Source organism: Bacillus sp. TH30, from assembly GCF_016650875.1.
GTDB lineage: Bacteria > Bacillota > Bacilli > Bacillales > Bacillaceae_G > Bacillus_A > Bacillus_A mycoides.
Map to the genome: position 1 here is coordinate 1,551,782 of NZ_JAEKEY010000002.1, position 26,792 is coordinate 1,578,573.

The window sequence follows — 26,792 nt, forward strand, 5'->3', positions numbered from 1 at the left end:
AACTCTTTAACAAAGAAACTTACTTTTTATGATTAGATACACAGCAACTAGAATTTTATCACGGTATCTAGTTTCATAAAATAGTTTTTGCACCAGAACCGCCAAGATACCTATCCAACCAAAAGCATTTTCAACAAACCAAGGTAAAAATGGCAGGGCTGAAGAAAATATAAATAGATTCAAAACTAGAAGAAATAATTGTATGAGAGATAATCTTACATGTAGTTGTTTCATTTTGTTACACCTCCGATATCATACAAATTTAATTATGTCTTATTTTTTAATGGTGGTCATTTTTGTACAGCAAAGAATTCTCAAGGCTTCATAGCATGATTTCAATTGAGTAAAAATATCTATGTTTTATTCAGTCTCAAAGAATCGAATTGGCAAGCAATAATAGGGAGTATACCTAAAAAAACTAAAACGGATCATAACATGGAAAATAAACTCAGTCCATGTCATGACCCATTTTTATACGTATAGGCTAACTTTTCAAACTATCATTATGTTATTACATTTTATGTCCCCACTGGTCAAAGTGATAATCTTTACCATCAATTTTAAACCAACCGTCTGAATAAAGGGAACCATCTTCTCTAGCACAATACCAAAGGTATCCGTATGCAAGAGGGAAAGGTCTATATCCACCACCAACTTGGAACCATCCTGTTTTAGCTGCCCCATTTTCATCGAAGTAATAATATTTATTATCGATCGTTTGCCAGCCCGTTTGTGCTACGCCGTTATTGTCAAAATGGTATAGCTTACCATCGATTTTTTCAAATCCTGCGCGATTAACTGATCCATCTTCATGAAAATAATATTTTTTTCCGTCAATGTTTTCATAAGCATTGAACGTGTAATTGCGACCATTTGTGAAATAGTATCTTTTACCGTCTATCATTTTCCAACCGGTATAGAAAATTCCATCTTCTAAACTATAATATTCCAGTAGTTGTTCACTTTTGTTGAGCCCTGTTTTATAAAGCGAACCGTCATGCTTAAATGATAATATTTTGTTGTCCAACTCAACATTAACAACGCTGTCTATAACTTTTCCATTTAGATCAGAAACTCTCTCAAGCACACCTTTGTCGGAAAAGTGAAGGATAACCCCTCGATCTTCTATACGTACTTCCTTTTTATTTACATTGTAATTTTGGAAGTAATAAATTTTACCATCTACTTCTTTTAGACCTTCTTTAACGAATGCTCCAGAAGCATCGGCATAGGAATCTCCCTCCCAGGTTGATCGTTGTAAAACACCATCATCATTAAAGTAGTAGTATTTATTCTCAATCTGTGAATCACTTCCATTTCCAGCAACCATGTAGCCATAAGGCGCTGAGAAATAATAAGTCTTCCCCTTAATTTCTTGCCAGCCTGTCAAAATGACTCCTTCAGCATCTGTAAAGGAATACCCATCACCTCGGTTTATCCAACTGTTCTTTATCACGTTTCCAGAGGAATCTTTTGCAATCCATTTAGTAGAATCTTTTTCATCAGCTATAGCCTGTACTTCATCATACTTCTGTCTCTCATTTTCTTTACCCGGATACCACTCTATTAACCAATTGTTAATTTCATTGTTGCTTTTATCATCGAAACGAATTTCAGATTTGAAACTCCAATCCGTAGCGAATCCAGAAATATACTGATTACCAGCTAAACTTACTCCATTCTTGTTATTCAAACGGAACTGAAATTTACCATCGTTAGAATTTCCTATCTGAACAAGTTCAAACACTTCATCATCGCCAAGCAAATCGGAATATTGAAGTCCGTTTCCTTCTTTTCCTGAAAGATATTTTGAACCTGTTTTTACGATTACTTTATTCGTTCCTTTTTTATAAGGGATAATTTGATAAGGTTTACCGTCATTTAGTGTAATGAATGGCAGTGCCATAGATGTCTCTAGGACGTTAGTACGCTCCGCCAATATATCAGATAATCGATCATAAAAATCTGCACGAGCTTTAGGATCATTATTAACATAGTTGTTAAGGACATCTTTATCTACTGGCTTTGAAGTCAATGTTATCAATCGTTTTTGCTCATCTGATAATTTATTTGCTATCTGATCAAATAGGTAATCTGAATTTCTAGCAATCACCGTCCAATCGCCAAAGGAGTCACCGGAATATTTTTTGTAAAGTGGACCAAGAAATCTTGGGTTTTTACCAGCTGCTTTTTCTACAAATGCATGTTGGCCCTGATTTATCACAACTCCGGTCTTTCCTTCATCTAATTGTGCTTGTGTAATGTAAAGAAGATCGTGTTCTGAGACATTTGCTGCATTAGGGTTTAAATCTATAATTGCTCCTGCGTCAGTAATTTTAAGCTGCTGCCCAGATTTTAGTTGATGAGTTTCAATTCTTCCATTTGGATAGCGTACTTTAACTTGTTTAATAAAATTCGAATCACCTTGTGTATGATACATGGAAATATTAAATTCCCCAGATGTAAAACTAGGAGCCTGGTAAGTTTCATTTTCTGCATATACATCAATGTGAGTGCCTGGGTCTCGATCCCCAGGGGCTAGTCCAAGCGTTTCATAAGTGTTTGCTACAGCACCTAATACAGTAATACCTATATCTACTACTGCACCTATCCCTGCGCTAGCCTTATTTTCTGCTACAGGAGCCATAGAAAAAAGAATACCTAGTGCTGCTGTTGCAGAGATTACCTTCTTTCCAATTCCTACAGGGAGGATCTTTTTTACCCTTTTTGTTGCTTTTCCATTCATAATGTCATTCCTCGCTTTTTATTTGTTTTTTATCTACATACTTCATCCGAATTTCATTTTCGGAAGTTCAGTTTAATTTAAATACCTTTCAAATCCCTTTCATAAATGTTACAAAAGTCTTTCATAACCTTATTTCTTTTCTGAGGTAACAGGAAGAGTAAACCAAAATTCACTTCCTTGTTTGCCATCTGAACGATCTTGCACACCAATTTCACCTTTGTGCATTTCAATTAACGATTGTGCAATGGCTAATCCAAGTCCGGACCCTCCAGATTGTGAACTTCTTGATGGATCTGTTCTAAAAAAGCGTTCAAATATGCGCAGTTGATCACTATAAGCAATGCCTTTTCCTTCATCACGTAAAATGAATTGAACATGCTGCTTCTGCTTATTTTCCTCTATAATTAACTCGATTGCTCCACATACTGGAGAATATCGAATCGCATTATGTAACAAATTACTGATAACCCGTGCTATCTTACAAGGCATAATCCAGAGTTTAGGCAATGTATCAGAAACGCGTAATTGTAAATGGATCTGTTTTTCTTTTAATAAAATAGAATGCGAATCTAGCACTTCTAATAGAATACGATCCATATGTGTAAAACTTGGATAAAAATCTTCTTGTCCAAGTTCCAACTTAGAAAGATCAAATAAATCATTGATAAGTCCACTTAATCTTTGTATTTCTTTATGGATTGTCGTTAAGCACTGCGCCTTCATTTCGGGATTCTCAATTACATCATCTTGTAATGATTCTATCATCAACTGTATGCTAGCTATAGGTGTTCGTAAATCATGTGAAATATTCGCAATAAGCTCTGTACGCGCTTTCTCTCCTTCTTCTAACTGAATAAACCCTTCCTCTAAATTTTTAGCCATTTGTTGAAAAGCAGTCGCTAATTCTTTAAACTCTTGTGGTCCATACCCAATCCTATACATCGTTCCAAATTGTCTATCACTATATTGTTTTGTTAATGCAATTAAATTTTGAATCGATTCCGTAATAGGGCGTGTTAATATCCAGTAAATCATCGTTGAAAACGCCATTGCTACGATTACAATTCCTATAAATAATTGCGTTTGTTCTGGTCTAAGTAACATTTTCATTTCGCTATACCAAATAGCAATTAGCATAATACTGGTGCTTAATATATTCATCAATAATAATTGATTTCGTAATTTCATATTGTAGTTCCCCCTTGTTGTAACATAAAACGAATATCAGTAAACCCATCTTATCTTAAACATCTTTCAATTTTCTTTCAAAACTGTAACAAAATTCTTTCAAGAGTATCACTAAAGATCAAAAGGCTGGATTGAAATTGCGAAGCTCACCTTAAACCAAAATTAAATTAATATTTTCATAGCATACCCACAGAAACCTTTTTAAAATTCATTGATTTAAACACAGAAGAAATAGGGTTCTGGTGCAAAAACTATAAGATTTATGTAACTAATCTCTGAAACTTGGACATACTGATACTAGTACTCTAAAAAAGGACCTGATCAGTATGGAAAAGCAAAACCTATTCAAGTGGAAACATTATCAGCCTGAACTAATCTTATTAACAGTAAGGTGGTACCTACGGTACAATTTGAGTTTCCGTAACTTGGTGGAAATGATGGAGGAAAGAGGATTATCCATTTCTCACACAACGATTATGCGCTGGGTTCATCAATATGGACCTCAATTAGAAGAGAAAGTACGACATCATCTAAAATCAACCAATGATTCATGGAGAGTCGATGAAACCTATATTAAAGTAAAAGGGCAATGGATGTATTTATATCGTGCCGTTGATTCAAAAGGGAATACCATTGATTTTCATCTAAGTAAATCAAGAGATAAACAAGCCGCCAAGTGCTTTTTCAAGAAAGCCCTGGCTTTTTCGTACGTTTCTAAACCTCGCGTGATAACAGTAGATAAGAACCCTGCCTATCCTGTAGCAATTCAAGCGTTGAAAGAAGAAAATCATATGCCTGAAGGCATTAAGCTAAGACAAGTTAGATATCTCAATAATATAGTGGAACAAAATCATCGTTTTATTAAGAAACGTGTGCGTTCTATGTTAGGGTTCAAGTCTTTTGGCACAGCTACATCCATTCTTGCAGGAGTAGAAGCTATGCATATGATTAAAAAAGAACAGATTGATTTACGGGATCAGTCTGTTCAAAATCAGAAAGAATTCATCCATCAATTGTTTGGGCTAACAGCATAAAATACAATTCTGCTCGAAATATATGCGCTATATTCTCTTTTATTTTATCTTTGCACCAGAACCTGGAATAATCTCTTTATCCCACTCAAACCACTTCAGAAGGTGGCCAACCATAATTTTGAAGCCCAAAACAATAAACACCACCTTTTGAAATGCTTCCTGTCGATTAGTCAGTTTTCAAAAATACAATTAAACAACCTGAATTCCATATTTATAGGAACTCACGTTGCTTCTTTTAACACTATTATCTTAGTATTTATAAACATACATATCTTTCTGGGGAAAGCATCTAGCAAAATTATATATCAATCAATAATATAAAAAAATCCCCTCCACCTTAAGGTAGAAGGGATCTTCTAATTTCTATTTCAAACTACCCGAAATCTCCGTAAAGATAACCCCAAGCGCATGTGCACCTGCATCAGGATATCCTAAACTTCTTTCACCAACTGTACCAGCGCGGCCCATGCGAGCGACGATTTCTTTCGTATACTCTGCTCCTTTAACCGCTGCTTCTGCTCCTTTTTCAAAGGCAGTTTTTACGTCTACTTCGTTTGAAGCGCTAGCTAACCAAGAGTCTACACATGGAGCAAGTGCATCAACAAGCGTTTTATCACCAACTACCGCTCCTCTTCCGAACGATCTTTCACCGATAGATTGTATACCTTGCAGTGCTGCTTGTAACATTTCAGCGAACTCTTTGGCTGTTAACTCACGTTTTTCGCCTGCTGCTTTACTAGCTGCGCGGAACGCACCGCCCCAAATTGGACCTGAAGCGCCGCCGCAATGTTCCATAATAATCATAGAACAACCGTCAAGGAACGATCCGATCGTTACATTCTCTTGTTCTAAAATAGAATGCCATTCACGTTTTAATTGCTTAAATCCTTTTGCAACACTCATTCCGAAGTCGCCGTCACCTGCATGTGTATCTAACTCACAGAACGGTACTTCATTTTTAATAATGATGTCACTCATTTTATCAACGAGATAAACCATATTATTTAATGTAATGACATTATCTTTCATAACAGCGTGCTCTTCCGCTGTTTCTATTTCAAAGGAAACTTCCTTCTCTTCTACATCTTCAAGCACATTAACATACTCTACACTTTCAACTGGTCCATCTACTTTAAACGCTGGTGTATTACACTCTTTCGATAGTAATGTTTTTAGCTCGTCATCTAATTTCATTACTGTTAAAGACATACCTGCCATATCAATACTCGTCATATAGTTACCGACGAATACTCTATTAATTTTAATGTTTCTAGCAGCTAATTCTCTCGTAACTGCGTTGTTAAATAAGTATAGTTCTTGCAGTGGTGTTCCGCCAAAACCATTTACTAGAAGTGCGATTTCCTCACCATCTTTTACTCCTAAATCTTTTATTAAATCATTTGTCATACGGTTAGCTAATTCATCTGCTGACAGCGTTTTTTCACGTTTAATACCTGGTTCACCGTGAATACCTACGCCGTATTCCATTTCATCTTCCGCAAGTGTAAAAGTAGGTGATCCGCTTGCTGGAACTGTACAAGAAGTTAATGCTAAACCGATTGTACGCACGTTAGCCGCTGCTTTTTCCGCTACAGCTTTCACCGCTCCTAAATCCATTCCTGCTTCCGCTGCTGCGCCGGCAATTTTATGCACTAAAATAACTCCCGCAACGCCGCGGCGTCCTACTGTATACAAACTATCTTCTACCGCAATATCATCGTCCACTTTTACGTAGTCGACTTCAATTCCATCTTCCGTCGCTAAATGCGCACCATTTTTGAAATTCATAATATCGCCGCTGTAATTTTTAATAATTAATAACGTTCCTTTTTTACTAGCTGTCTCTTTAATCGCTTGATATACCTGAATTTGTGAAGGAGACGCGAACACATCTCCGCACACTGCCGCATCTAACATTCCTTTTCCGACTAGTCCTGCATGCGCTGGCTCATGACCACTACCGCCGCCACTAATTAACGTTACTTTATTTTCGTTCATTTCTTTTTTCTTAATGACTTTATATTTTTTCAAAAGCTCCAGCTCTGGATGAGCCATAACCATTCCGTTGCACATTTCCATTACTAATGTTTCTGGTTTGTTTATAATCTTTTTCATTGTGCTTCTCCCTCAATTCCTTTAATATATTGTGATATATTTGAAATCTTCTTCTTACTACTCATGTTAAAATGAAAGCGTTTTATAGTAAACGGACAAAATGGACAATCTGTCTAAAGACACCGCTCTCATTTGTAGGTAGGATTTTCATATTACTAACATTCTAGGGATGATTCAGATGACCTCTTCTATAATTTCTAAAAAGATAATCGCGAATTCATTGAAGTATTTAATGGAAACAGAGTCGTTTCATAAAATATCAGTGAGCGATATTATGTTACACTGTCAAATGCGTAGGCAAACTTTTTATTATCATTTTAAAGATAAATTTGAACTATTAAGCTGGATTTATAAAGAAGAAACGAAAGAAAACATTATAGACTTTCTTGATTATGAAACATGGGAAAACATTTTCGATTTATTATTTGATTACTTTTATGAAAATCAAAAATTTTACCGAAATGCTTTTAAAGTCATTGAACAAAACTCGTTTAATCACTATTTATTTGAGCATACGAAAAACTTATATATGAAGATTATTGATGAACTATCGATGAGCTGTGGATTCAGCCTTTCTGATGAGACAAAAAATACGATTGCCTCTTTTTATAGTCACGGCTTCGTTGGGACGATAAAAGATTGGATTGAAAGTAAATGTGAAGTAGATCCGTCCATTATGTCTTCTCTCATGAAAAATATGATAAACAATCAATTACTACTATTACTGGAGCAATCAGCAAAGTAATTAAAGGGTGGCAAAAGCAATGAAAAAGATTATGAATGATGTAGAAAATATTGTTCAAGATATGCTGCATGGCTTTTATTTTGAACATAACGACAAAGTGAATTACGACGAAACAAATAACATCATTTATGTAAAAGATATCGAAAAACTGAAGCAAGACGTCGCTATTATAAGCGGCGGTGGTAGCGGACATGAACCTGCTGATATAGGTTATGTAGGAAAAGGAATGCTTACAGCGGCCGTAAACGGCAATATTTTCACTCCGCCTACAGTGGAACAAATTACAATGGCAACTCGCCTCATGCCAAAAGATAAAAGTATTTTATTCATCATCAAAAACTTTAAAGATGACGTAGAAAACTTTCTTGCGGCTGAACAAATTGCTAAAGAAGAAGGAAGACAAATTGACCACATCATCGTAAATGACGACGTTTCAATTGAAGATGATGCTTCTTTTAATAAAAGAAGACGCGGCGTAGCTGGCACCGTTTTCGTTCAAAAAATATTAGGTGCGGCCGCTGAGAGCGGTCATTCTTTAGAAGAACTAACAGCACTTGGCCAATCTGTCATCAAAAACTTACATACATTAGGAGTCGCCCTTTCACCTGCGAATGACCCAGTACAAGGAAAAGCTTCCTTCACACTAAACGACGATGAAGTCTTTTACGGCGTCGGCATTCATGGCGAAAAAGGTTACCGCAAAGAAGCGCTATCCTCTTCTGAAATATTAGCAATCGAACTTATGAACAAACTAAAAAGCATTTACCGCTGGAGAAAAGGTGACAACTTCGCCATCCTCATTAACGGACTCGGTGCGACACCATTAATGGAACAATACATTTTCGCAAACGATATTCGCCGTTTATGTGAGCTGGAAGGCTTACATGTGAAGTTCGTAAAGGTTGGTACCCTTCTCACTTCTTTAGATATGAAAGGTGTTTCGCTCAGTTTGCTTAAAATAGAAGATTCGGATTGGGTGAAGTGGTTGGAGACGAATGTTGGAGCGAGTGGTTGGTAACAATAAACTAAACATTATGATGATTGAACGTTTAGTAATCAAAAGTACTGACTTATATGAAGAATGTATAAATCTTAGGTATCTGTAAATAAATCGAAGCATACATACTATTTGCAAGTTATCCACCAGTTTCGAAATGCGGTTATCCAGTCGGAGAAAGGCACCTTAATGTGTCTTTTTTTATTTTCAAAAGGACCTGCTCAATTATTGCGTAAAAAACATAAAGTAAATTGAATCCGTTAAAATACATGAGTGACCCCTTGTTTTCCCCTCTTATTAAAGGAGGAACTATTATGGGATTTGGTGGTAGTTGTGGCGGCTGTGGATTTTCTGGCGGCTTTGCTTTATTAGTAGTATTGTTTATTTTATTAATCATAGTTGGAGCTTCTTGCTTCTGCTAAACAAACTATCGGAAAAGACACTCTTATATGGGTGTCTTTTCTTTGTAATAAAAAACTCTCCATAAAGCAAAGTTTTTAGGTTTATACATTCAAGTCATCCAAATTAGTTATTTATACAGCACCTTATCACTTTCGGTCTTTAGTGTGACATACAAATAATCCTTCCCCTACACAAAGTTGCTCAACTAACTTTAATTCCTTAGATCCAAAACTTATATAATTAAAACACTCATCACCAATTAATACACCTATTCTTAAATCAGAAAATATTAATATACGTTTATCAACTTCTCTACTTGGTAAAAACTTTAACACATCATCATTAAATTCATTTTCTTACATCAATAGTTAGCTCATCTGTAATCTGCTCAAGATGGAAGAATCTTTTTATATAATGGATATCTGACCACTTTTCTTCCCCACCAATAACAAATAATTCTTGCGCATCATACATAAATGAAAAGCTTGGATAGAAACTGTCAGCCTTTAATCCAATCTCACCAGTATTATTGCTGATAATCTTACAGTCCGCTGAATAACTTAATAACGTATAGAGAGAATCTTGTGCTGATTGGAAGAAATACTTCATAAGTGTAGTTATATCATCACTATTAGTAATTAACACGTTAAAAAAGTTCGTATCCCTTTTCTTATTATTAAAAACCAGCTCAAACGGGAATTTATTCTCTTCTACAAACCCTTCAATAAAGTCCCTACACAAATAAGTTTCAAATACCATATACATAGGAAATTTGTTAATTAAGCCTATGAATCCTTTAATGATTTCTTCAAATCCTTTATGCTGATTCCAATTCGTTCCCACACCCATCATAATACGGTGATTTAAATAGATAGGATAAGGTGATAACCCTTCATCTTTTAACATATACAATCGTTTTCCATCTGTATGAAGAGCTGTTTGAGACTCTTTTAGTAAGTATTGAAATAATTGAACATTTAACACATTTACACCTACCTATCATGTAATACATAAACTGCATCTATTAAGTTAGAAAAAGGGATGAATCATTCACATTTTACTGTGTTTAAGCGAGGAGAACTAGAATCATTTTATAAACGAGGTCGTATCTCATTGGAGGATTACAGGTCTCCAGGATAATAAATTAACATCGCACCTACAAATGAACACACTAAACAAAAAATAGCCTCGTATTTTATGACTAGAGAAGAGTTGGTATCAAGCTTTTTTCCCTCTCTTTTACATATCATTTTGAATAAAACTCTATATATTACATACCCAACAATCGCCCCGAGGGTATTCGTAAATAAATCATCAATATCTGTAATTCTATTATTTAGTAATTGATTTAACTCAATTACCAATGAAAAAAAGAATCCCGCACATACGGTGTTTTTCATTTTTCTAAAATGCGGCCAAATAGCCGGTAATAAAAAACCTAACGGCATAAACAGTACAATGTTCAAAAGATACGTAGTACTACCTGCCGTATCAAATAGAGTCAAATTAATTTGACTGACACGAATCCACGTTTCATATCTACTTATATCCCATACAGTCGCGATTTGCGTCACCCCATATACTAGCGAAAGGTAGAATAGAAAAACATATACCCATAGAAAATGCAGAATAGATATATTTCTTTTCGCTTTAAAATAAAACCCAATTTGAAACACAATACAAAAAATAATAGTAAAGAAATAAGTATACAAATAACTCATCAAAACTTCTGTATGCATGCAGAATCCCCTAACTTTACATTTTCATCTATGACTTTATCGTTTTTAGTCTCCTTCTTGATGTAACTCATTTATAGGATAGGAAAAACTTTTGAAATAAAAAGTGGGGTAAACATAAAATTTTTCTTAAATCTTCAGTTGGGTTTTATTATTACTCTTCTTAGGAATCCGCCATTGATAGCTAGGCAACAACATGCTTAAACCTAACAATATTATCATTTTTGCACGTAATCCTCGTAGTACTTTAACCGATGAAGCATATATAAAATCATGTGAATCGTTTGTTCAGTTAAAACATGAAATTAAGAAATATATGACGTACTATAATCACTCTTGCTATCAATAAAATTTAAAGAAGATGACTCCTGTATGCATACAGAAATCATCTTCTTGAGGTTGCCTAACTTTTTTTAGAATGTCCTTTACAAAAGGTACAGATCAAGAGCACCTCATTCCTATTTAAGGGGCTCACCTATACCTTCTCCCCTTAAAATCACCAAAACCCATTTACAAATCTATAAAAGTAGATATAATATCCTTATGGAACCTTTATTAATTTATAAAGCATTGTCAAATGAAACAAGATGTCAAATTTTATCATGGTTGAAAAATCCAGAAAACCATTTCGATGAAAAACCTTATCTAGAGCAAGGCCTTAACTTTCAAGTTGGAGTGTGTGTAGGAGATATCCAGCTTAAAACTGGCTTAGCCCAATCGGTTATTTCTAGTTATTTATTAACTATGAAAAAAGCAGGACTATTAGACTCTGACCGAATTGGAAAATGGACATACTATCGCCGAAATGAAAAAACAATACGAGAGTTTTCTGAATACGTTCAAAACGAATTATAAAATGAAAGCTAATAATCAATCTGCATACTAATTGATTATTAGCTTTCACACATTCTGCTTTTTACGGGTATCCAATTACTTTTTATAAGATTGCACTACCTATAAAAGCAAGAAACATAGAAAGGAGAAAATTTTTTAATATATCATATCTAGTTATTTAGATATCTGTTATTGTATTTAAAATTACATAGTCCTGATAATATTGGCATCCAATCATACTTGTAATAATGCTTCTTTGTTAATGAATTTACTTTCAAAATACCGATACGAATGGAGAGTTTTATAAATGAAAAAAGTAAACCCTTTACTTATTCTGACACTCGCAATAGGTGTGTTCGGAATTATTACTACCGAGATGGGTATTGTCGGCGTATTACCACAAATCACTCAAAAATTTGGAATTTCAACTACACAAGCTGGATTTTTAGTAAGTATATTTGCACTAGTTGTTGCTATTTCTGGTCCGTTTTTAATTCTGCTCGTCTCTAGTATTAATCGCAAAATAATTTTATTAACAGCAATTTTCATATTTGTTATTTCAAATATAATCTACGCTTATACAACACAATTTGAAATCATGCTTATTTTTCGTATTTTACCGGCAGCACTTCACCCACTCTTCTTTTCAATCGCTCTTGTAACAGCTGCTAAACTTGTCCCTCCAGAAAAGAGCGGTCAAGCGGTTACAAAAGTTTTCATGGGAATTACTGTTGGCTTTGCTTTAGGTGTACCACTAACCTCTTACCTTGCAGACCAATTTTCACTCGAAATTGCTTTCTTATTCGGAGCGCTTGTTAACACTCTTGCATTCATTGGAATACTAATCCTACTTCCTTCTATGCCTGTTAAAGAAAAAATGTCTTTCGGCAAACAAATTCGTATACTCGGCAAACCAGGATTATGGTTGAATATTTTAACCATCACATTCCTTTTTGCAGCCATGTTTTCCGTATACAGCTACTTCGCTGAGTACCTTGCCAAAGTAACTTCCATGAATGGATCTCTCATCAGTATCATGCTATTCATATTCGGCATAGTTATGATTTTAGGCAATCATTTATTTGGTAGTCTCCTACAAAAAAGTATAGTAAATACAGTAATATTATTCCCTATCCTATATTCTATTGTTTACATATTGGTTTATTATTTAGGTTCCTACCTTGTTCCAATGATTTTTATCGTATTCATTTGGGGAATCGTACATGCTGGTGGATTAATTGTTGGTCAAACATGGTTAATAAGCGAAGCAAAAGAAGCGCCTGAATTTGGTAATAGCCTATTCGTTTCATTCTCAAATCTCGGAATTACTTTAGGAACAACTATTGGAGGCTGGTTCATTTCAAACTTAGGTATTCACCAGCTTATTTGGAGCGGATTTATTTTCACACTACTCTCATTTCTGTTAATTATAATAAAACTAAAATTTTTCAATTCTAATAGCCAAGCTTCATTATCAAGCTAGTACATTTTCAGTTTCAAATTTGAATTTTATCCATAAAAAAAATCATAAATTCTTCTCTATATAAAATACAGGTTATTTTATGTATAAGATTTTATAAACTAAAAAGTATAATGATCAAAGCCTTTAGCCATAATTACGACTAAAGGCTTTTTTGTATATAAAAATAAATCTAAAAGGAGCTAATTTTATGGAACATAATCAAAATGGAGTACTTGCTTTAATTGTTTTGTTTTTAGGATTAGTGTTTTTTGTTAGTGGAATGGTTTATCATTTATGGGGTTCTTATTAATTTCAACTTTTAGAAAGATAAATAATTTAAAAACTAAAACGTATATTGTAATTATCGATATGGCATATTTCCAAAAACAACTTAACATGGTAAAATAATATTCGGACGGGAGTCCAATATTATTAAAATTAAGATGGTTCAAGTCGGAGAAAGGCACCTTAGGGTGTCTTTTCTTTTTTGTTAATTAATAGCTTGTTCTCTTCTAGGTAACTCTTTAAAATATAAATTTTAATAAAAAAGACGCTCATGCAGGATCCTTTCTATCCTCTTCATTATAATCAAGAAGACACTCTTTCATTATTTTTGTATCTCTCGGTAACCTTTTTTCAAACTTTGACCATCCGTCGAAGATCATTTTGTTTGGCAAAGGACACACAAATCCTGTAATACAATCCCAAAAAGCATCCCAGTTTTCCACGTACAAATCAGGAAACTCAAGCTTCTCTTTAAGAAGTAAATGCAATTCTTTTGCATTATAAATGTTGCTTACATCTATGACAATAATTGATTCATGTTCATTACTCAATTATATATATAAATCATACTTAGTTAAATTGGGTTGATTTTATAAGGAGTCAAAAACCTCTAAATGTTTATTTTATAATTATATAAATAATCCTAACATCTTCAAAAATTGATATAATGATACAGTTATTTATAGCAATCAGGGAGATGTACAGCATGAACTATACACATATGCCAAAAGAAATAGGAATGATTAAGCGGACTCCATTCGCTTCAATACCGAAGAAATTCATCGGTATTGGTAATATTGTTAAAAAACAAACAAAAGTGGAGCGCCCTACATTAACCCAAGACAAACAAGAAATTATTGAAAACAAGTTACTATGTTCATTTCTTTCTGAAGAGAAGGTATTGATTACTTATTATAGAGATGGTCATTTACTTACTAGATATGTGACTGTAACTGACATAAATCCGATAAAGAATTTAATAACTTGCACTGATGCATCTTATAACAGAGTTTTCCTTAAATTTATAGATGTAATTGATTTGAGATAAAAAACATACAGTTTTTCAAATATATCCAGGAATAAAAATGAAAGAATCTTGTATTCTAGGTTAAATACAGATAGAGAAGAAGTGTAAGTTCTTGTGAGAATTAGCAAGATAAAGGCTGTTTGTTTAGGTTTTGGACTGTCTGTTATGGTTATCGAATTTACAAATACAAAAGAGGAACAGAACACAATAGAGAAAACTAAAGAAGCATTTAGATAATAGTTGAAAACGCCCGATTAAGGACGGCTTCAACTATTATCTAACTTTGATATATTCATACCACCATTTACCACCTGATCAAGTATCCACCCACCAAGTAATCTTATCTAACTCTGTATTAGGTAGGACATCGGTTTGGATATAACATAGTCCAGAAAGTGAATCAACATTAACGCTACCTTTTATTCCTCGTTCTGCCATAGCTTGAATAGCTTCATCTAAGGAGTTAGTATCGAATCCACCTGACTTAACGTATTGATATCCACATTAGAACCGCCGTTTCCTTCACAATTCCCAACAGTTTGTCCCGTTAGAGCGTATAGTCATACCCCCTCCTTATGGTAATTCCTTTTGTAAATCTTTTTATTTAAATGTATAATTGTATGAAAAGTTCTAAAACTTTTAATCGAGGTGAAAAGCATGAGAAGTTTTGGCTCATTAATGATCTCTACTATCTGCTCAATAATCCTTATAATTTGGAATGCCTATTCCTTCTATGATGGATTCACGATGGGACATACCTATTACTGGGTTAATGGCATCGCAGCTGTTATCTTCTTTCTATTCTTTATCGTAAACATGCGAGAGATCTGCAAGAAAAACTATAGAACCTCAGAACAATAGGAGTTGATACATATGTGGAAAAAAATTAAGAATTATAGATTGAGCTTAAAAGATTTAAAGTTCATGTTATGGCTGTTGGGTATTACATGCTTTATATACAGCTACAATTTCATTGTAGGACTTGCTTTTGTCCACAAATTCCAAGTTTATGATTTAGGTGGTGCTATAGCGACATTCGCCGCATTTATGGATACTAGAAATAGGATTAAAAATAAAAATTATAAAGCAGCTTAATATAAAAAGGATCCTTTGCGGTTTCCTTTTTTCTATGTAAAATAAAAAAGCATCGAATTCGCTACTTTAATTGTTTGTTGTTTGCTTCTATTTCTTCTTCATTAAATGATTTTTGTACATTTCTTTTTAAATCCAATCCTTTATAAACAAGTTACTTGAACTCTTTCATAGATAATGGATCATTCAATACTTCCCATAATCCTATCAATTCTGTATATTTAGGTGTCTCCGTAACATACTCGTGTGATTTAACTGTTTCGAAGTGTCTATGGAATTCCCAATGACATTCTTCGCATAAATAGTAGAACCCGGAACACCTGTCATTTACACTCAAACTATTTTCTGTTCTATGGTTTCCTAGCCCCATTGTTATTCCTCGCTTTCTACTTGTAAATTTCTATTTCAATTGAATATGCAATATTTCATATTTCATTATTGTAATATTTCTTTATTAACTATCATTTTCTAGTTCATCATTAATATCCATTGATAAATCAACGTTTGTAATTTAATTCCTTATATTAAACCCCGACAAGATACTTTTAAACACTTTATTCAAATAATTATATTGGAATTTCTTGTTCTACACATCTATACGTATTTTGTGTATTATATAGCAGAAGAGTAAGGTAAGAGTTACTCTTTGCCATTTTAGAAAAGGTTCTGTTGGAGACAACAGGACCTTTTTTGTTCGAATTTCAATAAAACAATTCTTAAATTCCATCTCATTGGAAATAACTATATAATGAAACTGATTAAATATTAGGAGTTCTATTAATGTCTGATATAATCCGTCTCTTAATTATCATGATGATTGCAACCTTTTTATTTTCTTCCATAATAATGGAGTTTAAAAAACCTCAAAAAAGCATGTTTTGGTTCTCAATTGAAGTCTTGTCTCTCCTCGGAGTTTTACTGCTAATAAAAGAATTTTTTATCAATCATTTAACATAGCCCCCCTGAATAAAATTCAATATTCCGTTAATAATGTAGACAACCAATTAAGTTACTTTCTCCTTGTTCCCCCTTGGAGAACCGAGCAGTTAGCTTTTGCTGACTGTTCTTTTGTTTGAAATTAAAATAGCGTTTTTGTTCCAAATGATGCCCTTATTCATTTGGACACATTTACCATTATTTTTACCGAAAAATTCATGATATCGTTAATTAGTCGAGTACGTCATTACTTGACGATTACCCTTAGGAGCCCCGCAGACAATCGGGGTTTCTTTTATTTAAATCCATTTTCTCTTTTAGGGTGATATAGTCCTTAAGATCTTGTTAAACCTGTGCAATTACGGTTGGAACTTCATTCTGTTTGACACATATCCCCAGGCTATCTGGACATGATAAAAGATGAGGTGACTGACATGAAGGATAAAATATTAGAATTAGTACCAGGATCGGTAAAAAAATTACTCCAGAAAAAAGTTAAAGATGGAAACCGATGCATCATTGATTTGGTTGTGGATGATGCAACTGCTTATGGATTTGAACCGGAGCAAGTAATCCCCTGTATCATGGCGGGTTATTATGTTTATGAATCTACCACCTATCCCAGTGAAATGGAAGAAGAATTGAAGCTAAACTTGGTTTTTCATGCGGCCAATCGCTCGGCAATGAAGCTTCTGTCTTATGGGAAGTATAAAGCGAAACAATCTGAAAGTGGATGGATGAGATATACAAATCCATAAGGTTTACTTAACATACCCTAACTAGCTTGGTGAGTATGAGGCAACGTCACATGCCCATCGACTTGAGATCTTGAAATACCCCAAAGTATTTTGGTGAACAAAAGCAACATTTAAGTTCCTTATGACATTTTTCTAATATAAGTTGTAACATTGCCTAAACAACAACTACCTTGTGGATTGTTTACTTCACAACCACATCGGTTTTCTCTTATGTTTTCGCGAATATGCTCTACTGGATTAGGAGTAAGTCCATTTTCTACATATTGTTTGATTTTTTCTTTTGTCCAATCAAAACAATAACAAATTGGTGTAGTTGCTGATTCATCTTTTTGATTTACAGCTACCTTTATGTCAGATACAAAGTATTTTTTATTATTCGTGTCAAAATAGACTACATCACAATCTTCGTTTGAACAAAAATAGTGATTTTCTTTAGCATTTAATGTTTCTAATGCCGATGGTTTAAGCAATGATTTTAGTGTAATCAACTTTACATTCTTAGCTTTATTTTTACATGATGGACAATGACCATTATTTTCAATTTTTATTCCTTTAAGGTTACTACAACAATCTTCCATTATTCTCCCACCTTTACAATTTATTATTTTTATAAATATTCTTCTACTTTCTTTTCTGAATCTATTAAAGTTTCGATAATAAGATATTGCATCTGTCTCACCTCATATAAAGTATAAACCCTGTGCCATAGCACAGGGTCAAGGAAAGTATTATTTACTATATTATCGATTTACTTTCTTAAAATAAACTGTCATTATTCAATAAGCCTTTTTCAACAATATACTCCGATTGCGAAATTCTAAAACTACATTTAGGGCGATTAACCTTTATCACCTCGTAACTCTTTACTACAACGTTTTACAAAAAATGCTGTTATTAAAATAATAATTCCTATACTCAAAACAAGTAATTGATCGAGTGCAATCACATCACGAAAAATCCAACGAGAAACAAAACCGAAGCTAGACATGCACACACATATAAAACCAAAATAATTTAACCATCTATGTACATTTTTCATTCATCCCCCTCCTTAAACCACATTTTATCATTCCCTCCTGTTTTTAGCTGTGAGTGCTGGCTAGTCGTGTGGTGATACCCCTATATAGGGCTTTTTCTTTTTTCTCAATGACCAATATTACTTAACATGGTAAAATAATATTTGGACGGGAGTCCAATATTATTAAAATTAAGATGGTTCAAGTCGGAGAAAGGCACCTTAGGGTGTCTTTTCTTTATTTTCAAAAGGACCTGCTCAATTATTGCGTAAAAAACATAAAGTAAATTGAATCCGTTAAAATACATGAGTGACCCCTTGTTTTCCCCTCTTATTAAAGGAGGAACTATTATGGGATTTGGTGGTAGTTGTAGTAGTTGTGGCGGCGGCTTTGCTTTACTAGTTGTATTGTTTATTTTATTGATCATTGTTGGAGCTTCTTGCTTCTGCTAAAAAACTATCGGAAAAGACACTCTTATATGGGTGTCTTTTCTTTGTAATAAAAAGCTCTTCATCACTTTCGGTCTTTAGTGTGACATACAAATAATCCAGTTCCCCAAGCGCCCATATTCCACAGCCCCTTCTTTGTGCTTTTCTTTTCATTTATATTTCAATTTCAAATATAGTAGAAACTCATTACAAGGCTAGTTATATACACAATTATTATAGATAATATATACCTTTCACCACATGTATCATTCTGAATAATTAAAAACAACTATTAAAAATTCCATATAGACCCATTACTGGTTAAAATGTTATAATTAAACCATCCTACATAGTTACTCATGTTCAGGATGAGTAACTAACGTCTTATTAAGTAATGCGCATAACTTAAATAAAAAAGACACTGCAAAGTGTCTTTTTTATTTGCATCAAGTTTCCTTTTTATCCCAAAATAAATGTAATACAATGTAACATTTAATACATATAAAGAAAAATATAGATTTATTAAATCATTATGGCACCCTTGAAAGTACTTTTATTTTGGAGGAACAAACTATGAACAAAAAGTTATTAACATCATTATTATGTAGCACATTCTTATTTGGATTATCAGCTTGCAGTTCACATGATACATCTAGCATTCACACGAAAAACGAACAGGAGACTTCTAAAGAAACAAAAAATGATGAACTTAGCAACAAGGATTCTCAAAAAGAACTTCCCACCCATGGAGATTCTTCTGATGTATACATATCAATACGCTCTGCCGATTCATTAGATGTACCGAAAAATACGCAAGGATTAACTTTGAAAATTAATGGAGATATGCTGGATGAAGGGATCGAGTTAAAGGTGGAATAGTCAAAGAAAATACAAACCGCCTATCACAACTTATACTAACATAACAAAAAGTACAGCCTCTGTATTAACTACAGTAGACTGTACTTTTTCATTTGTGATTTTGTATAACTCACTATAACAGGATTCCTTAGTTCTTTTGAGAAGATGCTCTCCAATCACGAAAAGATGTTGGAAACCCAGAATGTCCACGTTGCTTTGTAACAACTGGTTTCTCTTGAAGAGTAGTTGATTTCTCTTCAGGAATAGTTGGTTTTTCTTCAAGAATACTCAAAGCTGTTTGCATTTTCTCCAGCTGTTCTTTTAAAGCTTGCTGCTCAATCTTTAAATCCGTAAGTAAACGTAATATCATCTCAGAATTAGCCATAACGATCTCCTTTCCCCCAATGCACAGAATAAAATACCATATGTAATAAGCGGAATACTCGTGACAAAAATAAGTTCGTCAACTCTTTTAAAATACCGAGTACTTTTATTTTTTCAAAAGGACCTGCTCAAGTTTATCCGTAAAAACATAAAGTGATATAAATCCATTAATATATGGACTTTATGGAAGGAGGAGTTAATATGGGCTATGGTGGTAGTTGTGGAGGCTATGGTGGTAGTTGTGGTGGAGGCTGTGGTTTTGGCGGTGGATTCGCCTTACTTGTTGTGCTCTTTATCTTATTAATCATCGTTGGAGCTAGCTGTTGGGGCGGCGGATTCGGCTGCTAATAAGAGGCACTCTTGAGAGTGTCTTTTTTTTATTTCTCAATATAGGGCTAACATATATATGTTACTATCAAAAGGCGAGATTCCCTAAGCATAATATAGTAGTTTACCAACTATGAAAGCCACTGTCACAAGAAAACAGTAGGCTTTTATTTTGTTATTTAACAAGATTAAAACATGAATTGCCATTTCCCCTCAGTAACATTTTTAAATTGACATAGCACTTCATGCACCATATACTGTTAACAACAGTATACTGTCATTAACAGTATATATTCCAATTCATTCTAGGAGGTATATTCATGAAACATACAGGAAGACATACAGGTGCATTTCTTTTGTTATTTTTAGCAGAAGGTGATAACTATGGCGGACAGCTACTTCAGAAATGCGTGGAAGAACTTCCAGTCAATCCAATCGATAGTGCCATCCTTTACCGCACGCTGAAGAAATTAGAAAACGAAGGCGCTATTGAATCTTATGTAAGTACATCCGTTCCAGATAAGCCGAGAAAGATGTACAAAATTACTATAGCCGGAAAAGAACAATTAGCGGATTTTCAAATGGATATTGAGGAAAAAATGAAAAACTTATCATTTTTCTTAGACAAATATAAAGACTTAAAGGAATCTAATCATGATTAATGGCGCTATCCTTTACACTTTGGCCATTATTCTTACGGGGATTTCTTTTATGAAGGATCGGAATAAAACGAAAGCTGCCCTATTAAAATCATGGAAAATATTTCGAAACCTCCTCCCTGCCATGCTCTCCATTATGCTTTTCGTTGGACTATCACTTTCTATCTTAACGCCGTCCTTCATCTCTTCCATCATTGGAGAACAGTCTGGATTTTTAGGTATTATTTATTCAGCACTACTCGGATCTGTGGCACTTATCCCAAGCTTTGTCGTGTTTCCTCTTGGTAATACGTTAGTACAGCACGGCGCAGGTCTTCCTCAAGTTGCGGCACTCATGTCTACACTAATGTCAGTAGGAATTACAACCTTGCCGATGGAACAAAAGATATTCGGACGAAGCTTTGCTTACGCACGTAATGCATCTGCATTACTCATGTCACTCCTATTCTCATATATCATTTGGGTGGTGATGGTATGAATGAACTAAAAAGATATCGCTTCTTTTTCATTTTGCTGATTGGACTTATCATACTAACTTTTATAAACCAATCTTTAGGATGGAGCGCATTACAATTAACAGGGAATAGCATTTTAGATATGTTGTTTCTACTCCCCCCTGTCCTAATATTTGTAGGGTTACTTGATCAGTGGGTGAAGAAAGAAACGCTAATGAAATACATGGGAGAAAAGTCCGGCATATATGGAATATTATTCTCCCTATTATTAGGCGGCATTGCAGCTGGTCCCCTCTATGTTGCCTTTCCAATTGCAGCACTACTATTAAAAAAAGGTGCCAGCATTAGGTACATCGTATTTTTCTTAGGTGTTTGGACAACTGCGAAATTACCGATTATGGTCTATGAATTTTCTTCATTCGGAGCTACCTTTACGCTCATTCACATTTGCTTCGGTCTGTTGTTCTTCTATGTAATGGGCATCGTTTTTGAGAAATTTTATGATCAGCGGCAATTGTTGCAGTATGATATTACGAAAGAAATGTAAAAAGACATCTTTATCTTGTAAAGATGTCTTTTTAATATGAACCTTAATTTTCGTTCTGTAAAACCCCCGCTGCTTCTACTCCTTTTTTCTCTTCTTTTAAGAACAACGATACGATAAAAGCAATAATGATAAAGATTAACCCTAGTGTAAATGCACCTTGGAAGCCGGATGTTAAACCGTTTAACTTCTCTACTGGATCCATTGGATTTGCGGAGCTTTCCATATACTTAGTTGTTCCTGAAGACATTTTCGAAATAAAGATAGCCGTACCAATTGCGCCAGCTACTTGCTGTAACGTATTAAACAGTGCTGTTCCGTGCGGATATAAATCTGGTGTTAATTGATTTAAACCGTATGTTTGTGCTGTCATTACGAACATGAGTCCAACCATTAATACACTATGCATGACAATAATTTGTACCATTGATGTGTCAGGAGTAATGCCTTTAAATAAGAACATTGCAATCCCTACTAACACAATGCCGGGAACGATAACAACTTTCGGGCTAAATTTATCAAATAGTTTACCTGCGATTGGTCCCATTATGGCGCTAATAATACTTCCTGGAAGCATTATTAGTCCTGATTTAAAGGCTGTAACGAGTAAAACCGTTTGCAGGAACATCGGTAATAAAGTCATCGTTGAAAATAACGACATCATAACAATGACGATTAATCCAACTGATATTGTAAACATCGGAACTTTAAATGCACGTAATTCTAAAATTGGATTCTCGATTTTTAATTGTCGCACTACAAAAATACATAGTGATATAAGCCCAACAATTAAGGCGCCATACACTTTCGGATCTGGCCACCCTAAATCACCTGATGCACTAAAGCTATACACAAGCCCGCCAAATCCTAATGTCGATAAAAGGATAGATGGATAATCTACTTTCGGTCTTGTTAACTCTGTAACATTTTTAATGTATTTCATTCCAATTACAATTGAAATGATCACGATAGGAATAACAATGTAGAATAACCAGCGCCAATTTAATGAATCAACGATTACTCCAGATAATGTAGGACCAATTGCTGGAGCTGACATCATCACAAGTGCGATTAATCCCATCGTGGCACCGCGCTTTTCAGGTGGACAAATAATTAAAATCGTATTCATTAATAACGGTGAAATTAACCCCGTCGCTACTGCTTGGACGATACGGCCGACTAATAAAACGGAAAATGTCGGTGCAAATCCCGCAATTAATGTACCGACTAAAAACGTTACCATAGCGATCAAAAACATTTGTCTCGTTGTGAGCCATTGCTGAAGTAACGCTGTAATCGGGACTAAAACCCCAACCACCAACATGTAAGCTGTAGAAAGCCATTGGATTGTTGAAGCTGTTACGTCAAATTCTTTCATTAATACAGTTAACGCATTACCAAGTAATGTTTCGTTTAATAATGCAACCATTGCCCCTAAAAGTAATGCAATTAAAATCGGGGTATGTTTCATATTAGAAGTATCAACTTTGCCACTTGCAGGGCTCTTAGTTGTTATATTCATGTATTGATTCTCCTCCTGTTTTTTACTTAAAAATCTTTAAATACACCGGAACACATGTAATATAATATACATATGTAGATTAAAAAGGGAGAATCAATTTTCATCCATTGTATATTTAGTCTACAAAAAAGGAGAATTGTAGATGAATGATAATGAAAAACAACTTGATTTACGTATTAGACGTACACATAAATTACTATGGAATTCCTTATTTGAATTAATGACGCAACCAAAACAAAAATATAGTGCCATCACGATTAACCAAATTTGTGATCGTGCGATGGTACACCGAACAACCTTTTATAAACATTTTGAAGATAAAGATGCTTTATTAGCATTTGGATTTAAACGCTATGGCGAAATGATTGCTGAAATACCACTTTTAGATCGATTAAGTAAACCATTTCAAGTGATGGAACAATTCCTGCATCATGAAGAAATCTGTAAAATATTTGAGGCGCAAATGTCCGATGAACAATTCAATAGCCGCATGTATTATTTAAGCCACGAAACAAGAAAACAAGAAACCGAAGCGCTAAATCGCCTTTGTAAAAATCATACGATGCCAAATGATTTAATAACGGAATTTTATTCAGGAGTAATCACCTCATTAAGTGCGTGGTGGTTTCAAAACGAAAGAAAAGTTCCTGCAGCAGAAATGGATAGGCACTTCCATCAACTCATTAATCGGGATATTTTTCAGTTTGAAAAGGAGTAGTATTACAACTTTTAGATCATGTAATCAAATTGACCCAAAAATAGACATATGATATATTTTCAGTAGAATACTATATAAGTGTGACATCGAATGAAATTGCATATAATAAAAAGAAGAGATGCGCTAACATCTCTTCCCTAACTGCTACCGCTTAGGGTGGTGGTTATTATAAGCTATTTCTTTTTGCGGAACCCACCCTTTTGCTTGTGACGGCGCGGAGTGGGTTTTTTGTTGTCCTTATCCAGAAGTTGCTTCCGCAAAAAATACGCTGAAACTTCGCGCACAGTCGCTTTCAGAAACTCTTTTACAAGATCAATCAAAAACTCCATATTATCACCTCCTTTCCTTCCGAATAGAAAGAAGGGATAACCATCCACCCTCACAATATGCAGTTGACTTTATTTTATCAAATGATTGTAAAGATATTATGTAAACAAAACAAATGAAATTTTACATAGAAAAAAGCCCTTCTAAACTGGGCTTTTTATATACATACTATTACTTCCCAATTGTTCTGAAAAAAACGTCGATAAATTTATGTTTTTAATATTCAGAATTAATATTAAAATAAACAATGGGAGAAGGGGTATAGAATTATAAATTATACATAACGAGGGTATAGAAATGAAAATTCAATTAAAAGCTGATTTAATGCTACTACTAGTTACATTTTTTTGGGGTGCATCCATCCTACTTACAAAGCTCGGACTTGATGGCATAGAAGAATATAATTTAATCGCATTACGATTTATTATTGCCTTTCTTTTATCAGGTTTAATATTTTACAAACACTTATTCAAAATTGATTTTAAAACTGTAAAGTATGCCTTTATACTAGCTTCTGTTTTATTTATCGTTTACATTTTTGCGACTTTCGGTACAAAGTATACTAGTGTGTCTAATGCCGGTTTCTTACTATGTCTCACAGTCATTTTCATTCCGATATTATCAGCTATATTTTTAAAACACATTCCTGAAAAGAAAGTTATAGTAGGAATCATTTTAACGATAATAGGAATCGGATTACTAACATTAACTAGTGAATTCAAGATCGGTAACGGCGATATATTTTGCATACTGTCTGCCTTATTTTATGCGATTCACGTCATCATTACTGGAAGCGTAACAAAACATGTGAATTCAATTGCGCTTGGGGTAGTACAACTCGGTTTTGTCGGCCTATTTAGTCTTATTTTTTCATTAGTGATGGAAACCCCAAAACTTCCTGGCACTATCGACTCATGGCTAATCATCTTAGCCTTAAGCATATTTTGCACCGCAGTTGCATTCATTGTTCAAGTTATCGCCCAACAATACACGACGCCTACACATACGGGACTTATCTTTTCATTAGAACCTGTCTTTTCAGCAGGCTTTGCCTTTGTTTTCACAGGCGAAACGCTCACAGGGAAAGGCTATTTAGGGGCGACGCTTATATTATTGAGTGTGTTGATTGCTGAGGTGGATTTTAAGGGGTTGTTGCGGGTTAATTATAAGAAGAATATAGAGTAAACATTTCACTATGATCAATAAACATACCCCAGAAAAAATATGAGTTTATATTATTTTCATTCTCTTCACTTAGATTTTCTTTTAAATGAGACTTTTTTAGATGCTATCTTCGAATAAGGTAGCATCTAAAAATTGTTAAAAGGAATTTCTCCTTAGTATCTTCTTATACTTGATGTAATCTGCATATTTAACCTTTTCTACGTTCTTTGATTACTTACTGAATATAGTCATACAGATTTTTCGCTAACAAGAAACAAGTTACTGTAATGAAAAGAGCACGAACATACCCGCTTCCTTTTTTTATAGCAAATTTGGAGCCAACAATCCCTCCAGCAATTTGAGCAATCCCCATTATAAAACCATACACATAGTTTACTTGCCCTACATACATAAATATCAACAATGCACCAACATTACTTCCTAAATTAAGAAGCTTCGCATTACCTGCTGCTTTTAAAAAATCATACCCAATAAATAAAAGAGAAAACATTAAAAACGAACCTGTGCCAGGACCTAGAAATCCATCATAAAAACCAATAGCAAAAACAAAAAAAGTAAAGATAATGACGTGTCGACCAGACAATTTTTTATGAGTGGAAATACTACCCCAATCCTTTTTGAATATCGTATAAATAGCAACCGCACCAAGCATGATCAGCATCAATGGCTTCAGTACTTCTGGGTTCATTAAATGAACGATCCATGCCCCTATTATGGAACCTATGAAAGTGAGTGGAAATAATTTAAACGCCGATTTCAAATCAAGATTACCAGAACGATAAAACACAATATTACTAGTTGCACACCCCATTGTCGACGCTAGTTTATTCGTGGCTACTGCACTTGCTGGATTCAGTCCTGTAAATAATAAAGCGGGTAAGGCAATGAGTCCTCCACCACCTACAACTGAATCAATAAATGCAGCTAAAAATCCAAAAGCAATCAAAATAATTAATACTGATGGGTCTAAATAAAAATCCATACTATTAACCTCCCCTTTAGTCACTATCAA

At 34.2% G+C, this 26,792-nt stretch carries 32 protein-coding genes and 2 pseudogenes; 20 read left to right on the forward strand and 14 right to left on the reverse strand.

All coding sequences use genetic code 11. The features are described from left to right. Window positions 1-6: 6 nt before the first annotated feature. From JFU20_RS10175 to JFU20_RS10185, 3 genes are all read right to left on the reverse strand, one after another. The gene (locus tag JFU20_RS10175) at window positions 7-234 is read right to left on the reverse strand and encodes a hypothetical protein (RefSeq protein ID WP_033715675.1); all 228 of its coding nucleotides are present in this window, start codon (window positions 232-234) and stop codon (window positions 7-9) included. A 277-nt stretch (window positions 235-511) separates the two neighbouring features. Further along, window positions 512-2,746, reverse strand: a complete 2,235-nt coding sequence (locus JFU20_RS10180; protein WP_002011042.1) for an N-acetylmuramoyl-L-alanine amidase family protein — start codon at window positions 2,744-2,746, stop codon at window positions 512-514. 129 nt (window positions 2,747-2,875) lie between these two features. Continuing rightward, window positions 2,876-3,934, reverse strand: coding sequence for a sensor histidine kinase (locus JFU20_RS10185; RefSeq protein WP_002201526.1), 1,059 nt, complete (start codon window positions 3,932-3,934; stop codon window positions 2,876-2,878). Between the two features lie 326 nt (window positions 3,935-4,260). Here JFU20_RS10185 and JFU20_RS10190 point away from each other — a divergent pair, with 326 nt between their 5' ends. Beyond that, window positions 4,261-4,968, forward strand: coding sequence for an IS6-like element ISBwe3 family transposase (locus JFU20_RS10190; protein ID WP_002166227.1), 708 nt, complete (start codon window positions 4,261-4,263; stop codon window positions 4,966-4,968). 363 nt (window positions 4,969-5,331) lie between these two features. Here the strand turns inward: JFU20_RS10190 and dhaK are convergent, their stop codons facing one another. Further along, window positions 5,332-7,083: a dihydroxyacetone kinase subunit DhaK gene (gene dhaK / locus JFU20_RS10195; RefSeq protein WP_002011034.1), complete on the reverse strand. Its 1,752-nt coding sequence runs from the start codon at window positions 7,081-7,083 to the stop codon at window positions 5,332-5,334. Between the two features lie 178 nt (window positions 7,084-7,261). Between dhaK and dhaS the strand changes: the two genes are divergently transcribed. From dhaS to JFU20_RS10210, 3 genes are all read left to right on the forward strand, one after another. After that, a complete protein-coding gene (dhaS, locus tag JFU20_RS10200) occupies window positions 7,262-7,828 on the forward strand; it encodes a dihydroxyacetone kinase transcriptional activator DhaS (protein WP_002166228.1) in 567 nt (188 codons plus the stop codon). A gap of 19 nt (window positions 7,829-7,847) precedes the next feature. Continuing rightward, a complete protein-coding gene (gene dhaQ / locus JFU20_RS10205; protein ID WP_201038588.1) occupies window positions 7,848-8,846 on the forward strand; it encodes a DhaKLM operon coactivator DhaQ in 999 nt (332 codons plus the stop codon). A gap of 293 nt (window positions 8,847-9,139) precedes the next feature. Continuing rightward, window positions 9,140-9,247, forward strand: a complete 108-nt coding sequence (locus tag JFU20_RS10210) for a YjcZ family sporulation protein (protein ID WP_000505673.1) — start codon at window positions 9,140-9,142, stop codon at window positions 9,245-9,247. Window positions 9,248-9,575: 328 nt separating this feature from the next. Here JFU20_RS10210 and JFU20_RS10220 read toward each other — a convergent pair whose 3' ends face one another. Beyond that, window positions 9,576-10,211 carry a hypothetical protein gene (locus JFU20_RS10220; RefSeq protein ID WP_002011023.1) on the reverse strand — a complete coding sequence of 212 codons (636 nt, stop codon included), beginning with the start codon at window positions 10,209-10,211 and terminating at the stop codon, window positions 9,576-9,578. Between the two features lie 137 nt (window positions 10,212-10,348). Beyond that, entirely contained in the window at window positions 10,349-10,966 is a 618-nt protein-coding gene (locus JFU20_RS10225; protein WP_002011021.1) for a VanZ family protein, read from the reverse strand. Between the two features lie 244 nt (window positions 10,967-11,210). Between JFU20_RS10225 and JFU20_RS30700 the strand changes: the two are divergent. The 3 genes and pseudogenes from JFU20_RS30700 to JFU20_RS10235 all read left to right on the forward strand — a co-directional run. Then, window positions 11,211-11,312, forward strand: a pseudogene (locus JFU20_RS30700) (TetR family transcriptional regulator); the annotation flags it as partial. A gap of 194 nt (window positions 11,313-11,506) precedes the next feature. Further along, the gene (locus tag JFU20_RS10230) at window positions 11,507-11,818 is read left to right on the forward strand and encodes an ArsR/SmtB family transcription factor (RefSeq protein WP_002011018.1); all 312 of its coding nucleotides are present in this window, start codon (window positions 11,507-11,509) and stop codon (window positions 11,816-11,818) included. A gap of 286 nt (window positions 11,819-12,104) precedes the next feature. Next, window positions 12,105-13,280 carry an MFS transporter gene (locus JFU20_RS10235; protein ID WP_002011017.1) on the forward strand — a complete coding sequence of 392 codons (1,176 nt, stop codon included), beginning with the start codon at window positions 12,105-12,107 and terminating at the stop codon, window positions 13,278-13,280. A gap of 533 nt (window positions 13,281-13,813) precedes the next feature. Here JFU20_RS10235 and JFU20_RS10240 read toward each other — a convergent pair. Further along, the gene (locus JFU20_RS10240) at window positions 13,814-14,095 is read right to left on the reverse strand and encodes a barstar family protein (protein WP_033710138.1); all 282 of its coding nucleotides are present in this window, start codon (window positions 14,093-14,095) and stop codon (window positions 13,814-13,816) included. Between the two features lie 155 nt (window positions 14,096-14,250). Here JFU20_RS10240 and JFU20_RS10245 point away from each other — a divergent pair, with 155 nt between their 5' ends. Next, the gene (locus JFU20_RS10245) at window positions 14,251-14,592 is read left to right on the forward strand and encodes a YolD-like family protein (protein WP_002011012.1); all 342 of its coding nucleotides are present in this window, start codon (window positions 14,251-14,253) and stop codon (window positions 14,590-14,592) included. 93 nt (window positions 14,593-14,685) lie between these two features. Continuing rightward, window positions 14,686-14,808: a hypothetical protein gene (locus JFU20_RS30410; protein ID WP_003187628.1), complete on the forward strand. Its 123-nt coding sequence runs from the start codon at window positions 14,686-14,688 to the stop codon at window positions 14,806-14,808. 78 nt (window positions 14,809-14,886) lie between these two features. On the opposite strand, the pseudogene JFU20_RS10250 reads toward JFU20_RS30410, so the two are convergent. After that, window positions 14,887-15,131: pseudogene (locus JFU20_RS10250) on the reverse strand (N-acetylmuramoyl-L-alanine amidase C-terminal domain-containing protein); the annotation flags it as partial. A 97-nt stretch (window positions 15,132-15,228) separates the two neighbouring features. Between JFU20_RS10250 and JFU20_RS30170 the strand changes: the two are divergent. The 3 genes from JFU20_RS30170 (at window position 15,229) to JFU20_RS10265 (ending at window position 17,357) form a co-directional block, all read left to right on the forward strand. Then, window positions 15,229-15,432: a hypothetical protein gene (locus JFU20_RS30170; protein ID WP_078176431.1), complete on the forward strand. Its 204-nt coding sequence runs from the start codon at window positions 15,229-15,231 to the stop codon at window positions 15,430-15,432. Window positions 15,433-15,444: 12 nt separating this feature from the next. Beyond that, window positions 15,445-15,666 (forward strand): hypothetical protein, encoded by a 222-nt coding sequence (locus JFU20_RS10255; protein ID WP_201038589.1) that lies wholly within the window; start codon window positions 15,445-15,447, stop codon window positions 15,664-15,666. Between the two features lie 1,367 nt (window positions 15,667-17,033). Continuing rightward, the gene (locus JFU20_RS10265; protein WP_002064068.1) at window positions 17,034-17,357 is read left to right on the forward strand and encodes a hypothetical protein; all 324 of its coding nucleotides are present in this window, start codon (window positions 17,034-17,036) and stop codon (window positions 17,355-17,357) included. 119 nt (window positions 17,358-17,476) lie between these two features. Here JFU20_RS10265 and JFU20_RS10270 read toward each other — a convergent pair whose 3' ends face one another. Both JFU20_RS10270 and JFU20_RS10275 read right to left on the reverse strand, forming a co-directional pair. Next, window positions 17,477-17,935, reverse strand: coding sequence for a putative iron-sulfur cluster-binding metallochaperone (locus JFU20_RS10270; RefSeq protein WP_002166233.1), 459 nt, complete (start codon window positions 17,933-17,935; stop codon window positions 17,477-17,479). Between the two features lie 260 nt (window positions 17,936-18,195). Beyond that, entirely contained in the window at window positions 18,196-18,396 is a 201-nt protein-coding gene (locus JFU20_RS10275; protein WP_002158997.1) for a hypothetical protein, read from the reverse strand. Window positions 18,397-18,723: 327 nt separating this feature from the next. On the opposite strand from JFU20_RS10275, the gene JFU20_RS10280 reads away from it, so the two are divergent. Together JFU20_RS10280 and JFU20_RS10285 are read left to right on the forward strand one after the other, a co-directional pair. After that, entirely contained in the window at window positions 18,724-18,825 is a 102-nt protein-coding gene (locus tag JFU20_RS10280; RefSeq protein ID WP_000505688.1) for a YjcZ family sporulation protein, read from the forward strand. A gap of 549 nt (window positions 18,826-19,374) precedes the next feature. Continuing rightward, window positions 19,375-19,680, forward strand: a complete 306-nt coding sequence (locus JFU20_RS10285) for a hypothetical protein (RefSeq protein ID WP_201038590.1) — start codon at window positions 19,375-19,377, stop codon at window positions 19,678-19,680. Between the two features lie 127 nt (window positions 19,681-19,807). On the opposite strand, the gene JFU20_RS10290 is transcribed toward JFU20_RS10285, so the two are convergent. Beyond that, window positions 19,808-20,044, reverse strand: a complete 237-nt coding sequence (locus JFU20_RS10290; protein ID WP_002140614.1) for a hypothetical protein — start codon at window positions 20,042-20,044, stop codon at window positions 19,808-19,810. A gap of 200 nt (window positions 20,045-20,244) precedes the next feature. On the opposite strand from JFU20_RS10290, the gene JFU20_RS10295 reads away from it, so the two are divergent. The 4 genes from JFU20_RS10295 to JFU20_RS10310 all read left to right on the forward strand — a co-directional run bounded on the left by JFU20_RS10295 (window position 20,245) and on the right by JFU20_RS10310 (window position 22,031). Beyond that, window positions 20,245-20,391 (forward strand): YjcZ family sporulation protein, encoded by a 147-nt coding sequence (locus tag JFU20_RS10295; RefSeq protein WP_000540380.1) that lies wholly within the window; start codon window positions 20,245-20,247, stop codon window positions 20,389-20,391. A gap of 299 nt (window positions 20,392-20,690) precedes the next feature. After that, window positions 20,691-21,032 carry a PadR family transcriptional regulator gene (locus tag JFU20_RS10300; RefSeq protein ID WP_113936656.1) on the forward strand — a complete coding sequence of 114 codons (342 nt, stop codon included), beginning with the start codon at window positions 20,691-20,693 and terminating at the stop codon, window positions 21,030-21,032. Further along, complete coding sequence (locus tag JFU20_RS10305) at window positions 21,025-21,507, forward strand: hypothetical protein (protein ID WP_033706476.1); 483 nt, start codon at window positions 21,025-21,027, stop codon at window positions 21,505-21,507. Before JFU20_RS10300 ends, JFU20_RS10305 begins: the two co-directional genes overlap by 8 nt. Next, window positions 21,504-22,031, forward strand: coding sequence for a permease (locus JFU20_RS10310; RefSeq protein WP_061689512.1), 528 nt, complete (start codon window positions 21,504-21,506; stop codon window positions 22,029-22,031). Before JFU20_RS10305 ends, JFU20_RS10310 begins: the two co-directional genes overlap by 4 nt. 43 nt (window positions 22,032-22,074) lie before the next feature. Here JFU20_RS10310 and JFU20_RS10315 read toward each other — a convergent pair whose 3' ends face one another. After that, window positions 22,075-23,550: an MDR family MFS transporter gene (locus JFU20_RS10315; protein WP_201038591.1), complete on the reverse strand. Its 1,476-nt coding sequence runs from the start codon at window positions 23,548-23,550 to the stop codon at window positions 22,075-22,077. Between the two features lie 142 nt (window positions 23,551-23,692). Between JFU20_RS10315 and JFU20_RS10320 the strand changes: the two genes are divergently transcribed. Next, entirely contained in the window at window positions 23,693-24,268 is a 576-nt protein-coding gene (locus tag JFU20_RS10320; protein ID WP_002169016.1) for a TetR/AcrR family transcriptional regulator, read from the forward strand. A gap of 173 nt (window positions 24,269-24,441) precedes the next feature. On the opposite strand, the gene JFU20_RS10325 is transcribed toward JFU20_RS10320, so the two are convergent. Further along, window positions 24,442-24,597: a hypothetical protein gene (locus JFU20_RS10325; protein WP_002169017.1), complete on the reverse strand. Its 156-nt coding sequence runs from the start codon at window positions 24,595-24,597 to the stop codon at window positions 24,442-24,444. Window positions 24,598-24,892: 295 nt separating this feature from the next. On the opposite strand from JFU20_RS10325, the gene JFU20_RS10330 reads away from it, so the two are divergent. Then, on the forward strand, window positions 24,893-25,780 hold the full coding sequence (locus tag JFU20_RS10330) for a DMT family transporter (protein WP_201038592.1): 888 nt from the start codon (window positions 24,893-24,895) through the stop codon (window positions 25,778-25,780). Window positions 25,781-25,994: 214 nt separating this feature from the next. Here the strand turns inward: JFU20_RS10330 and JFU20_RS10335 are convergent, their stop codons facing one another. Then, window positions 25,995-26,762: a TSUP family transporter gene (locus JFU20_RS10335; RefSeq protein WP_201038593.1), complete on the reverse strand. Its 768-nt coding sequence runs from the start codon at window positions 26,760-26,762 to the stop codon at window positions 25,995-25,997. Window positions 26,763-26,792 lie beyond the last annotated feature (30 nt).

What these genes read in the sequence shown, in the direction of transcription:
- JFU20_RS30170 (WP_078176431.1), top strand. Translation starts at nt 15,229, where the DNA reads ATGAGAAGTTTTGGCTCATTAATGATCTCTACTATCTGCTCAATAATC.
- JFU20_RS10225 (WP_002011021.1), bottom strand. Translation starts at nt 10,966, where the DNA reads ATGCATACAGAAGTTTTGATGAGTTATTTGTATACTTATTTCTTTACT.
- JFU20_RS10245 (WP_002011012.1), top strand. Translation starts at nt 14,251, where the DNA reads ATGAACTATACACATATGCCAAAAGAAATAGGAATGATTAAGCGGACT.
- JFU20_RS10190 (WP_002166227.1), top strand. Translation starts at nt 4,261, where the DNA reads ATGGAAAAGCAAAACCTATTCAAGTGGAAACATTATCAGCCTGAACTA.
- JFU20_RS10320 (WP_002169016.1), top strand. Translation starts at nt 23,693, where the DNA reads ATGAATGATAATGAAAAACAACTTGATTTACGTATTAGACGTACACAT.
- JFU20_RS10275 (WP_002158997.1), bottom strand. Translation starts at nt 18,396, where the DNA reads ATGAAAAATGTACATAGATGGTTAAATTATTTTGGTTTTATATGTGTG.
- JFU20_RS10305 (WP_033706476.1), top strand. Translation starts at nt 21,025, where the DNA reads ATGATTAATGGCGCTATCCTTTACACTTTGGCCATTATTCTTACGGGG.
- JFU20_RS10295 (WP_000540380.1), top strand. Translation starts at nt 20,245, where the DNA reads ATGGGCTATGGTGGTAGTTGTGGAGGCTATGGTGGTAGTTGTGGTGGA.
- JFU20_RS10180 (WP_002011042.1), bottom strand. Translation starts at nt 2,746, where the DNA reads ATGAATGGAAAAGCAACAAAAAGGGTAAAAAAGATCCTCCCTGTAGGA.
- JFU20_RS10280 (WP_000505688.1), top strand. Translation starts at nt 18,724, where the DNA reads ATGGGATTTGGTGGTAGTTGTAGTAGTTGTGGCGGCGGCTTTGCTTTA.
- JFU20_RS10235 (WP_002011017.1), top strand. Translation starts at nt 12,105, where the DNA reads ATGAAAAAAGTAAACCCTTTACTTATTCTGACACTCGCAATAGGTGTG.
- JFU20_RS10255 (WP_201038589.1), top strand. Translation starts at nt 15,445, where the DNA reads ATGTGGAAAAAAATTAAGAATTATAGATTGAGCTTAAAAGATTTAAAG.
- JFU20_RS10335 (WP_201038593.1), bottom strand. Translation starts at nt 26,762, where the DNA reads ATGGATTTTTATTTAGACCCATCAGTATTAATTATTTTGATTGCTTTT.
- JFU20_RS10185 (WP_002201526.1), bottom strand. Translation starts at nt 3,934, where the DNA reads ATGAAATTACGAAATCAATTATTATTGATGAATATATTAAGCACCAGT.
- JFU20_RS10315 (WP_201038591.1), bottom strand. Translation starts at nt 23,550, where the DNA reads ATGAATATAACAACTAAGAGCCCTGCAAGTGGCAAAGTTGATACTTCT.
- JFU20_RS10310 (WP_061689512.1), top strand. Translation starts at nt 21,504, where the DNA reads ATGAATGAACTAAAAAGATATCGCTTCTTTTTCATTTTGCTGATTGGA.
- JFU20_RS10285 (WP_201038590.1), top strand. Translation starts at nt 19,375, where the DNA reads ATGAACAAAAAGTTATTAACATCATTATTATGTAGCACATTCTTATTT.
- JFU20_RS10210 (WP_000505673.1), top strand. Translation starts at nt 9,140, where the DNA reads ATGGGATTTGGTGGTAGTTGTGGCGGCTGTGGATTTTCTGGCGGCTTT.
- dhaQ (WP_201038588.1), top strand. Translation starts at nt 7,848, where the DNA reads ATGAAAAAGATTATGAATGATGTAGAAAATATTGTTCAAGATATGCTG.
- JFU20_RS10175 (WP_033715675.1), bottom strand. Translation starts at nt 234, where the DNA reads ATGAAACAACTACATGTAAGATTATCTCTCATACAATTATTTCTTCTA.
- dhaK (WP_002011034.1), bottom strand. Translation starts at nt 7,083, where the DNA reads ATGAAAAAGATTATAAACAAACCAGAAACATTAGTAATGGAAATGTGC.
- JFU20_RS10230 (WP_002011018.1), top strand. Translation starts at nt 11,507, where the DNA reads ATGGAACCTTTATTAATTTATAAAGCATTGTCAAATGAAACAAGATGT.
- JFU20_RS10325 (WP_002169017.1), bottom strand. Translation starts at nt 24,597, where the DNA reads ATGGAGTTTTTGATTGATCTTGTAAAAGAGTTTCTGAAAGCGACTGTG.
- JFU20_RS10300 (WP_113936656.1), top strand. Translation starts at nt 20,691, where the DNA reads ATGAAACATACAGGAAGACATACAGGTGCATTTCTTTTGTTATTTTTA.
- JFU20_RS10265 (WP_002064068.1), top strand. Translation starts at nt 17,034, where the DNA reads ATGAAGGATAAAATATTAGAATTAGTACCAGGATCGGTAAAAAAATTA.
- JFU20_RS10290 (WP_002140614.1), bottom strand. Translation starts at nt 20,044, where the DNA reads ATGGCTAATTCTGAGATGATATTACGTTTACTTACGGATTTAAAGATT.
- dhaS (WP_002166228.1), top strand. Translation starts at nt 7,262, where the DNA reads ATGACCTCTTCTATAATTTCTAAAAAGATAATCGCGAATTCATTGAAG.
- JFU20_RS10330 (WP_201038592.1), top strand. Translation starts at nt 24,893, where the DNA reads ATGAAAATTCAATTAAAAGCTGATTTAATGCTACTACTAGTTACATTT.
- JFU20_RS10270 (WP_002166233.1), bottom strand. Translation starts at nt 17,935, where the DNA reads ATGGAAGATTGTTGTAGTAACCTTAAAGGAATAAAAATTGAAAATAAT.